The sequence below is a fragment of the Chitinophaga sp. genome, from assembly GCF_036566945.1.
GTDB lineage: Bacteria > Bacteroidota > Bacteroidia > Chitinophagales > Chitinophagaceae > Chitinophaga.
In genome coordinates, this window is record NZ_DATCVJ010000786.1 from 1 (window position 1) to 10830 (window position 10830).

Annotated in this window: 6 protein-coding genes and 1 tRNA gene; 2 read left to right on the forward strand and 5 right to left on the reverse strand. The window is 48.3% G+C overall.

Features of this window, described 5'->3' with window-relative positions; all coding sequences use genetic code 11:
• Positions 1–130: 130 nt before the first annotated feature.
• From VIP81_RS23665 to VIP81_RS23675, 3 genes are read right to left on the reverse strand one after another with little or no spacing between them, the layout of a single operon-like run.
• Positions 131–1480, reverse strand: coding sequence for a DoxX family protein (locus tag VIP81_RS23665; RefSeq protein ID WP_331967192.1), 1350 nt, complete (start codon positions 1478–1480; stop codon positions 131–133).
• A 26-nt stretch (positions 1481–1506) separates the two neighbouring features.
• Positions 1507–2871: a RagB/SusD family nutrient uptake outer membrane protein gene (locus VIP81_RS23670; RefSeq protein ID WP_331967194.1), complete on the reverse strand. Its 1365-nt coding sequence runs from the start codon at positions 2869–2871 to the stop codon at positions 1507–1509.
• Positions 2872–2889: 18 nt separating this feature from the next.
• Positions 2890–6021: a TonB-dependent receptor gene (locus tag VIP81_RS23675; protein ID WP_331967196.1), complete on the reverse strand. Its 3132-nt coding sequence runs from the start codon at positions 6019–6021 to the stop codon at positions 2890–2892.
• Between the two features lie 421 nt (positions 6022–6442).
• On the opposite strand from VIP81_RS23675, the gene tkt reads away from it, so the two are divergent.
• Both tkt and VIP81_RS23685 read left to right on the forward strand, forming a co-directional pair.
• Positions 6443–8515: a transketolase gene (tkt, locus tag VIP81_RS23680; RefSeq protein ID WP_331967198.1), complete on the forward strand. Its 2073-nt coding sequence runs from the start codon at positions 6443–6445 to the stop codon at positions 8513–8515.
• A gap of 9 nt (positions 8516–8524) precedes the next feature.
• Positions 8525–9274, forward strand: coding sequence for an HAD-IIB family hydrolase (locus VIP81_RS23685; RefSeq protein WP_331967200.1), 750 nt, complete (start codon positions 8525–8527; stop codon positions 9272–9274).
• Here the strand turns inward: VIP81_RS23685 and VIP81_RS23690 are convergent.
• Positions 9259–10266, reverse strand: coding sequence for a hypothetical protein (locus VIP81_RS23690; protein WP_331967202.1), 1008 nt, complete (start codon positions 10264–10266; stop codon positions 9259–9261). The two genes, VIP81_RS23685 and VIP81_RS23690, sit on opposite strands and share 16 nt — an antisense overlap.
• A 472-nt stretch (positions 10267–10738) precedes the next feature.
• Positions 10739–10815: transfer RNA gene (locus tag VIP81_RS23695), tRNA-Arg, on the reverse strand.
• Positions 10816–10830 lie beyond the last annotated feature (15 nt).

The window sequence follows — 10830 nt, forward strand, 5'->3', positions numbered from 1 at the left end:
CAATTGATATTCTTTCCAGGCAGGGAGTTGCGCTAAAGGTGCGTCAATAGCAGGTGGCACCTGGGAATTACCTTCCCGGATCACGGTTTCATCTGCTAATGTTTGTGTGACAGGAGACATGATAATTGATTTAAAGTTTTAATTTTCTGTTTCTTCCACTTCCTTTCGCCGCTTCTTCGAGCAGGTAAGTCTTCTTCACTTTTTCCAGTACCACATAAATAGAATCCTTGCCATAAGTAGTCCCACTGAGGATCACACGGTCTTTATCCGGACGACTGTAGTGCAGCAATAAAGTTTCCGCCGACAGATCCGGATGTCTGTTTTGCAACGTGAGTAACTGTTGTACCGTGTCTGCGTTATAGCTGTAATAATGCCGGCCGCTGTTACCTTCAATTTCGTACAGCCGTTCCACGTTATCACGCGATACCAGGTGCTGATTGTTGGAATCTATTCGTGCCGGGGTGTTGGAGCGGATACTGAGGGTATTCCATTTTTCAAATACCACATTATTCCAGCGCAGCGAATCCGTTAAAGAGTAAGCCAATGTATCGCCATTCAGCACAAAAGTGGCTACATTATACAAGCCGCTGATAGCCGGTAACCCTTTGCTGCCGGGATATTGGTAAGGATCACTTTTGGCGCCGGCGCCGGTTTTCAGGCCATAGATCACGATAAAGTAAAGCAGGAAGGCAGTTTTCAACACTAATCGTCCATATCGTTTTGCCCCATCAAACACTGGTTTAAAAGTGGCAGCCGCTGTAGGTTGCTGCAAAATAAGCAGGCGTATAATCCGCTGCAGATCGAAGCTCAAAATAGCCAGCGCATAGGTGATGAGCAACCCGCTATATACCTGATCCCCGCCATCATAGGCCAGATTGGAAACAAAAATATTGCCGCAGAAAATGAGGAAAATGAAAGCACCAATGGAGGCTGTCTTCCTGAAAAGTAATAATGCCCCAATGATAATTTCTACCAGCCCCAGAAATAATTCATACGAAGGAACAATGCCCAGACTGAGTGAAAATAATTTCCAGCGGGTAAAATCTCCGTAAGGTGTATTCAAACTGCTGATAGAAGGATACGGCGCCTGCAGTGCGAAAAATTTCAGGAAGCCATAGGCAATCACCGCCAAAGCCAGCCGGTAGCGGAGTATCACCCTCAGCCAGTAATAAGCAGCATCGTATGCGCGGGTAGGTTGACGATCAGCATAGGTCCAGATGCCGGCGCCAACAATAGCGATGGCCAGTAAAATGGTCCAGTCTTTATAACCGGCAGGTCCCGCGCCAAAGCGGGTGGTATAATTGGCCAGGTTAAAAATATCTTCATAATGAAGATGAAAAAGACGGGTAGAAAAAAGGTAGCTATAAAATTTCCAGTCGAGCGGCAACGCCTGCAACAGGAAGTAGATAAAAAATATCCTGAACCCAATCTTCTCGTAGTCTTTCCAGGCGGGTGTTTCGCCAATAGTGACATTACTCATGTGTGGATTGTTATAAGGTGATAAGATCAGTAACCATCGTTTTGTTTCAGATTGCCTTTCGATAATGCGATTTCGTTAGCAGGTATCGGGAAGAGATACAATTGTGTATTGGTAATATTCAATACCGCAGCAGCGCGACCGGTACGTACCAGGTCGAACCAACGATGTGGTTCGAGTGCAAACTCTACTCTCCTTTCATTTTCAATGGCCAGCAGCAGGTCTTCTTTGCCTGTTACGGTTGATGACAATAGTCCTGCTCTGTCGCGGATCAGGTCCAGATCTGCTTTTGCCAGTGGCAGTTTATCCTGTTGTGCCAGCGCTTCTGCGCGGATCAGGTGCAATTCTGCGATCCGGATAATATAGGCAGGATCAGTGGCCGGGCTGCGGTAGTACAGATTGCCGTACCATAATCCGGCGGAGGTTTTTGCGATCAATGTGTTGCGGTTGCCACCAATAGCGGGATCGTTCAATAGCGTCACTAGCGCATCTGCCGGCGCCCATTGCCGGGTACCTCCATTGGCAGGCGGCTGCCAGTAGCCGCGGTGACCACTCAGGTAGGTAGCGCTGTACGACAATTCAAACACCGACTCCCGCGTAGCAACAGCGCTGGCAGGTGAAAAGAAGGCACTGTAAGGGCGCTGCAACACATAGTTCTTAATGTTGCTGATAACTTTGGAAGCATAAAATTCCGCCTGGGCCCAGTTAGACTGGTACAGGTAATAACGCGCTTTCAGCGCCCACACGGTTTCGCGGTTGGCTCGTACCGGATTGGGTTGCGCACTGGCCGACGGAGGCTGCAACAGGGAATCTGCCGCATTGAGATCACTCAACACCTGCTGCCACACCTGTGCGGGCGTGCTGGCCTTCAAACCGGCTTTATCATCCGCGCCCAGTGTAGGCGTTAACGTTATTTGTACATTTCCCCAGGTACGAACCAGGTCAAAATAATTCAATGCGCGGATGAAGTATGCCTCACCCACCACCTGGTTTCTATCGGCCGCAGCGAAGGTGGCATCTACTACACCCGGTACTTTGGAAATGACGTTATTGGCACCGTTGATGGTAGCATAAATAGCAGACCATACACTTTGCAGGTTGCCATTGTCTGCCGATATTTTATGCGTAATGAACTGCTGAATAACAGACTGGGAACCGGTCCACTGCACATTATCACCGGGCAGGTAACCAAACGTCTGGAACAACGCGCCGTAATAATTATCGGCGCCCAGTTTGCGGTATACCCCGCGCAAAGCAGTATTGGCGGATGTTTTATCGATGATTGTCTGTTCATCAGACACGGCATCTCTTGGTTGTACGTCCAGAAACTTTTTGCAGGACATCGTTGCCAGCGAGAAAAAAAATATCGATATATAATTCCGATATGCTTTCATAAAGGATGATTGAAATAATTAAAGAGTTACGTTTAAGCCAAGCTGCACACTACGAGGTTGCGGTGGCGTGCCAAGATCCAGTCCCTGTACGGTTTGTATACCCGTTACATTTGATTCCGGATCCAGTCCGGTATATTTGGTGAGCAGCCACAGGTTACTACCGATGAAGTATACACGCAGTTGTTGGATATGTAATCTTTCGGTGACAGATTTAGGAATAGTGTAACCAAATGTGAGTGATTTGAGACGGAGAAAAGAACCATCTTCCAGGAAGCGGCTGTTCTGATCTACTGTGTAGTTCAGGCCGTAAGCGGTGAGTCGGGGCACATCTGTTTTGTCGCCCGGCTTTTGCCAGCGGTTCAGCTGATCGGCAAACAATACGCGGTTGGCATCTCGGGTACCTCCACCCTCTCCGAAAAAGCGATTCAGGTTGTATACCTCGTTGCCATATTGAAACGATAACAGGATGCTCAGATCAAAGCCTTTATAGGTAAAGGTGTTACTGAATCCACCGTAAAATTTAGGCATAGCATTACCCATTACCTGACGGGCAGATACCGGCAGTTTACCATCTTTAGCCCCTTCGAAAATCACGTTACCATTTTGCGGATCTACGCCCAGCTGTTTATACAACCAGAAAGAGTACATGGGCGATCCTTCTTTCATGATAATCCAGTCGCGGTTATACTGGTACACCGGCGTTGGCAACTTTTCAATGCGGTTGGTATTACCGGCAATATTAAGACTGCTGGTCCAGGTAAAAGAGCGCGTAGTAATGTTGGTAGTATTCAATCCTATTTCGTAGCCTTTGTTACTGATTTCACCGGCATTGCTATACACAGAAGGGAAGCCTGTTACGCCCGGTGACGGCAGCAACAGCAATACATCGCTGGTGTATTTGGAATACACATCGGCGGTGAGGTTGATGCGGCCGTTGAATAATCCCAGGTCTATCCCTACGTTCGTTTGACTGGTTTTTTCCCAGCGCAGATTCTGGTTGGGCAGTTGTAAGGGCGCGGTTCCCGGCTGATCACCGCTGCTGTTGTCAGGATATCCCGCACCACCGGACCACAGTCCTTTTGCGGCAAAGTCGCTGATACCGGATTGATTCCCCGTGATACCGTAGCTGGCCCTGAGTTTAAGGTCGCTGATACTATTCACTGTTTTGAGGAAACTTTCTTCTTTCAATCGCCAGGACGCGCTCACAGAAGGGAAATAGCCCCATTTATAATTGTCGCCGAATTTAGAAGAACCATCTGCACGGATGCTGGCTTCTACATAATACTTACCGGCATAGTTATAATCAACTCTGGAAAAGAAAGACGTGAGCGTGCTCCTGGTCCACGTTTGCGCCGCTGTGCGGGTGGCAGCTGCAGAAATATATTTATAGGAATTGTTGGGGAAGCCGGAACCCTGAGCAGAGGTCATGGTTTCTGTATTGCTTTGCAGCGTGTTTCCTACCAGTACGCCAAAGAAATGTTTTTCGCCGGCATGCTTGCGCCAGGACAATGTTTGCTCATTGATCCAGGAAGTATTCTGCGTGATGGCGGAAGTAGCAAGGCCGTTAGTGGGACTGGCGCCGAGTTGCGTGAGGTTATTCCAGTATTCAGATTCGTTATAGTTGTTATAATCGATGCTGAAATTACTGTGGAACTTCAGGTCTGGCGCCAGGGTAGCATCGAGATACAGGTTACCGATGTAACGCAAACTGGTCGTATGTACGTCATAGTTATTGATCAGTACCTGTACATTATCGAAGCCTGCCCAGCGGGCGGGTGTACCGTCGGGGTTTGTTTCCGGGAGATAGGTAGGCGTATGTAATGCCGCCTGCAACAATCCTCCCTGCGGGCCATCGCCCGCGCGGCCCTGGCTACGGAAGCTACGGGAGAAGCTGTTGCTGGACCCGATGGTGACATGATCGTTAATATGCTGATCAATATTCAGTTTAAAGCTGGCCCGTTCAAAAGAAATGGGTTTGAGGATCGCTTCCTGTTTCGTATAGCCGCCACCGAAATAGTACTTGGTTTCACGGTTGCCACCGGAAAGCGAGAGGTTATAATTCTGCAGCGGAGCTGTCTGAAAAATTTCATCGAGCCGATCGTAGGTTTGCTGATCCTGCGGCAAGCCTCTAGGAGCGGGCGTTTGCGTAGGGTTATCTGTCAATGCGCGGAAGGGCAGATAGCTGTATTTTTTGATACCCGCCTGGTCATTGAGGGCGGTGGCGTCTGCGAGTGAATTTGTGTAGAACTCATTCACCAGTTCGGCGTGTTGAGGGCCGGTGGTGAGATCCCATAGTTTAGGTGCCCAGGCCACCCCGGTAGAGACGTCTGCTACTACCTTTGCCTTGCTGTTATAGTTACCACGACGGGTAGTCACGATTACCACGCCGTTGGCGCCCCTGGAGCCATAAATGGCCGTAGCGCTGGCATCTTTCAACACTTCTATATTTTCAATATCCGCCGGATTGATATCTGCCAGCGGAGAAGAAAGGCGGCCACCGGAATTCACCGTTTGCAAACTGGAATTATTCATGAATACACCGTCAATGATGTAGAGCGGGTTATTGTCTGCGTTGATGGAGGTAGTACCACGCACCCGGATAAATACCCCATCTCCGGGCACGCCTGTATTGGAATTGATTTGTACACCTGATGCCCTGCCCTGCAGTTGTGCATCAAAACTCGCCACCGGCACGGTTACCACATCACTGCCTTTTACGGAGGAAATAGCGCTGGTGAGGTCCCTCCTTTTCTGGGTACCATAACCTACTACCACCACGTCATTCAGTTGGGTGCTGAGTTCTTCCAGCGTGATGTTGCCGGCATTGGATTTTTCCGCATAAAACTCCTTTAGTTTATAGCCCAGGGAAGAGATCTGGTAGATGACCGGCACCTTCTGCCCGGTTAAAAAAGAGAATTCTCCGTTAGCACTGCTCTGCACTTCATGCGTGGTGCCTTTAATGTGTATCAATGCCCCTCCTATGGGCAATTGCGATTTGGCATCAATAATTCTTCCGGAAAGAGAAATGTTGTTCTGAACAACGGCTTTGTGCGAAGGTTTTGTCGTGTCGGTACTATGGGAAGCCCGCTCCTGCGACCATGCGCTAGCCGCCAGCAGCAGCCCGCAGCTGCATGCAATAGCAATTTTCATTATCTTTACTTTGGTATGAAAAAATGAGGCCGGTGATAGTATGTAAATACGATCACTGAAAAATGTCTACAAACAGCCTTGATTACCAGCCGGAACTGCGCCAACAGTTCCGGCCTTTTTTTAATTATTTATTGGTTGTGTCCTAACATCGTGCGGCAGTAAATTCCACGCAGCAAAATATCCTCATTAAGTGTAATGATGTATCCATGGTAAATAAATTTTGAAAGATATACAGGGTTTCTCAACAGGTGGATGAATGCCCCCTAAAGTGGACCCGGAAAGCCGTCAGAATACAATAATACAATATTTTTCCAAAAGTCTATAATTTCAGTAGACTAATTAAAAAATATTATGGCAACCTTATGAGCATGATGTTTGTTGACCTATGTGTGATCTTTTTCACACCTAAAAAGGAGTCTCCATGAGTACCAACACCTCTCTCATTCCAAATCCTGCCGCATTGGATGAATTATGTATCAATACGATTCGTTTTCTTTCTGTAGATGCCGTGCAGAAAGCCGATAGTGGTCACCCGGGGTTGCCATTGGGCGCTGCCGCGATGGCTTATGTGTTATGGACAAGATTTCTGCGGCATAGTCCTACGGATCCTGACTGGTTTAACCGGGACCGGTTTGTATTGTCTGCCGGTCATGGCTCCGCATTGCTGTACAGTTTGCTGCATCTGACTGGCTATGACTTATCCATGGAAGAGATCAAACAGTTTCGTCAGTGGGGCAGTAAAACGCCCGGGCATCCGGAACGGGGTGTGGCGCCCGGCGTAGAAGTAACCACTGGTCCGTTGGGGCAGGGATTCGCCAACGGTGTGGGAATAGCCATGGCGGAGGCTTATCTGGCGGCACGATATAACCGTCCCGGCGATACCGTGATTGACCATTACACCTATGCATTGGTGAGTGACGGTGACCTGATGGAAGGTGTGGCTGCAGAAGCTGCCTCGCTGGCAGGACACCTGAGATTAGGTAAACTGATTTATTTATATGATGATAATCGCATTACCCTGGCCTCTGCCACTCCGGTTACCTTCACAGAGGATCATGCCATGCGGTTCCAGTCTTACGGCTGGCATACGCAAAAGGTAGCAGATGGCAACGACCTGGAAGCCATAGATCAGGCCATTCGTGCCGCACAGGAGGTAACGGACCGTCCTTCTATTATATTGGTGCGCACACGTATTGGTTATGGCTCGCCTAAACAGGATAGTACTTCGGCACATGGATCACCACTGGGTGCGGAAGATGTAAAGCTGACCAAAGAAAAACTGGGCTGGCCCTTAACGCCTGACTTCCTGGTACCCGCTGAAGCGAGCGAGCATTTACGTGCAGCCGTTGACGTTGGTAAGCAGCAGGCAGCCAAATGGGAAGAGCAGCTGGTCATCTATGCGCAAAAATATCCTGACCTGGCAAAAGAGCTGCGGTCATTAATACATAACACGTTGCCGGCGGATTGGGATAAGGATATCAAGCCGTTTCCCGCTGATGCCAAAGGATTGGCGACCCGGGCTGCTTCCGGCAAAGTGATACAGGCATTCTTCCAGCACCTGCCGGGATTCATCGGCGGGTCTGCCGACCTCAATACTTCTACCAATACAGAATTAAAAGATGCCGGCAATTTTGAAAGTCCGCTGATGAAAGACGGCGATTTACAGGGCGCTGCTGGCGGTGTATGGAGTTACGAAGGCAGGAATATACAATATGGGGTCCGCGAACACGCCATGGGCGCAATCTCCAACGGAATGGCTGCACATGGTGGCATCATTCCCTACTGTGCTACCTTTCTGACCTTTTCAGATTACATGCGTCCCTCCATACGGTTAGCGGCGTTGTCGGAACTGAAAGTAATTTATGTGTTTACACACGACAGCATTGCTATGGGAGAAGATGGTCCTACGCACCAACCCGTGGAATTGCTGGCGGCATTGCGGGCCATTCCGGAGCTGGTGGTGATTCGTCCGGGCGATGCGAATGAAACCATTACCGCCTGGCAAATGGCGATACAGTTACCGGATAAACCCGTTGCACTGATTCTTTCGCGGCAGGCCATGCCCACACTGGATCGTACAAAATATGCAGCAGCTGATGGATTACGTTTTGGAGGTTACATCCTGTCAGATGCTCCCAATGCAGCACCAGAGCTGATCCTCATCGCTACCGGATCAGAAGTCGACCTGGCAATTGCTGCACAGGAAAAATTAAAATCACGTATAGCCGTTCGCGTTGTATCCATGCCTAGCTGGGAATTATTTGAAGCGCAAACACCGGAATACCGCGAGCAGGTATTGCCTCCTGCCGTCACCGCGAGGATATCCGTGGAAGCAGGCATTTCGCAGGGCTGGCATCGTTATACCGGCGACAAAGGCATTAACATTGCGATAGACCGTTTCGGCGCATCAGCCCCTGGCCCGGTGTTGCTGCGTGAATTTGGTTTCACGGCAGATAACATCTGCGAGCATGCCCTGACATTGCTGAAAAAATAATAATGCTCCATGAAAAAAATAGTGGTCTTTGACCTCGATGGTACCCTGGCTGAAAGTAAATCTGCTATAGATGAAGAAATGGGTACCCTGCTGTATTCGCTGTTGCTGGTGGCCAGGGTAGCCATTATTTCCGGCGGCGCCTGGCCACAGTTCGAGAAGCAGGTATTGGCTCATCTGCCGGCAGATCAACGCCTGCAGCGATTATCTATTTTGCCTGCCTGTGGCACACAATTCTATGAATATGATCATGAGTGGAAACAGTTGTATGCAGAAAATTTTGTCCCGGAAGAAAAAAAGAAAATTACAGATGCGCTGAATAGTGTGGTAGCTCAACTTGGCTACACTCCCCCACAGACCTGGGGTTCGCAGATAGAAGACCGTGGCAGCCAGATTACTTTTTCTGCATTGGGACAGGAAGCGCCTTTGGAGGAAAAGAAAAAATGGGATCCGGATTTTGCCAAAAGGCAACAGATGAAAGCCTTACTCGTTCACATCATTCCGGAGTTTGCGATTAACCTGGGCGGCACCACTTCTGTAGATATTACCAAACCCGGCATAGACAAGGCTTATGGCATCCGGAAGTTGAGAGACATTTTATTAGTGTCTATTGAAGAAATGCTTTTTGCCGGCGATGCTATTTTTCCCGGCGGCAACGACTATCCCGCCAAAGAGGCTGGAGTGGACTGTATCAAGGTACGTGACCCCGACGAAACCAAGCGGGTGATAGAAACCATTGTGGCTTGTTATACGGTTTTATGAGCCAGTAATTCGTTCAGTAATTCTTTTAAAGAAACAACACCAGCGGCAATTACCTCATCCCCGGCGCCATAATAAATATACAAGGCATCGTCAAATAGTACGGTGCCGGTAGGAAAACAAACATTATCTACATCTCCCCTGATTTCCCATACCCGCTCTGGTACCAGGATCGGATGCGGTAACCTCGCAATTTCTTTCATGGGATTATCGAGGTCCAGTAGCGCCGCACAGCCTACATACACGTTACCATGCTTTGTTTCATGCACCCCATGATAAATCAATAGCCAGCCATGCTCCGTTTCTATTGGCGGACAGCCCGCTCCTACATAGCTTATTTCGTGCGCATACTTTGAAGTAAGCAACACATGATCTGCGAAATGAAGAAAATAATCTTCCCAGAAAGCAGGCGTCAGCTCCGACAGGTCATTGATCGCCACCAGTTGTACGTCGGGTTTGATCCGATGCAGGAAATGCAGTTTGCCGTTAATTCTTCTGGGGAAGAAAACAACATCCTTATCCCATAACTTAGGATTGAAATCATTATATACGGTGTATTTATCACTCAGTGTGGTATTCGTGGAAGCCAGCTTTTTAAACTCCGGGAAATCCATCTGCGCCACTATCAGCCCTTCTTTTTTAAAATGAATGCCGTCGGTGGAAGTGGCCAGCGCGCCGCATGCATTGGCCCCGTCGAAGGCTGTATAGGTAAGGTAATACAGGCCGTCTATTTTCACCACCCGTGGGTCTTCCAGCCCTTTGGCCTCATAGGCATGTTCCGGAAAAAGAATAGGGGTAGTCATGCGCTCCGACACAGTTAACGGCCCGCTGAGTTTACAAAAACCAATACTGGAATGATTCCCCTGTTGCACCGCTCTATAATAGAAAAGCACATCGTCTCCATTCCTGATCGTGGCTGGGTTTAACACGCCTTCGTTTTCAAATTCCTGCGTTGTTTGCTTTAACAACACGCCTTCTTTTTTAATCCGTATCATAATTCCTGGTTTCCAATTGGGCAAAATAGTGATCACCGGCTGAGTATGGACACTTTGTTCCGGGGATAATCCACTAACAATTGGTAGAAGATAATGTTTTTTACTGACCCGGAAAGTGATACCTGATAAACGCATTTTTAGGCGGCCACCGTATCCTCAAATGGAATTCTTTCAAAATAAGGTAGCTCCCAGGTCAACAACCGAATCTTTTTTTTACTGACTGCGCGAAAGTGCTTTTGGAAACCGCACACAACAAGATAATGACACAACAGTGTTTTCATATTGTTTTTTTGTTTTATTCCATGCCAGGAGATTCGCATTCTGATTTGGGATCATCTTATCCGCTCACACCATATATATTATAGTTTTAATACATGAAAAATAATCACCCTGCTGAAAAAGCCATAGAAGCGGGGAAACATAGGGGCATAAAAAAAGGACAAACCGATGTAACTCGCGTTCGTCCTTTAGTTGGTGACCTCATCTGGATTCAAACCAGAAACCTTTTGATTCGTAGTCAAATGCTCTATTCAGTTGATCTATGAAGCCGTATTTCCCTTTCGG

Coding starts and splice junctions, on each gene's coding strand:
- VIP81_RS23675 (WP_331967196.1), bottom strand. CDS start 6,021: ATGAAAATTGCTATTGCATGCAGCTGCGGGCTGCTGCTGGCGGCTAGC.
- VIP81_RS23690 (WP_331967202.1), bottom strand. CDS start 10,266: ATGATACGGATTAAAAAAGAAGGCGTGTTGTTAAAGCAAACAACGCAG.
- VIP81_RS23670 (WP_331967194.1), bottom strand. CDS start 2,871: ATGAAAGCATATCGGAATTATATATCGATATTTTTTTTCTCGCTGGCA.
- VIP81_RS23665 (WP_331967192.1), bottom strand. CDS start 1,480: ATGAGTAATGTCACTATTGGCGAAACACCCGCCTGGAAAGACTACGAG.
- VIP81_RS23685 (WP_331967200.1), top strand. CDS start 8,525: ATGAAAAAAATAGTGGTCTTTGACCTCGATGGTACCCTGGCTGAAAGT.
- tkt (WP_331967198.1), top strand. CDS start 6,443: ATGAGTACCAACACCTCTCTCATTCCAAATCCTGCCGCATTGGATGAA.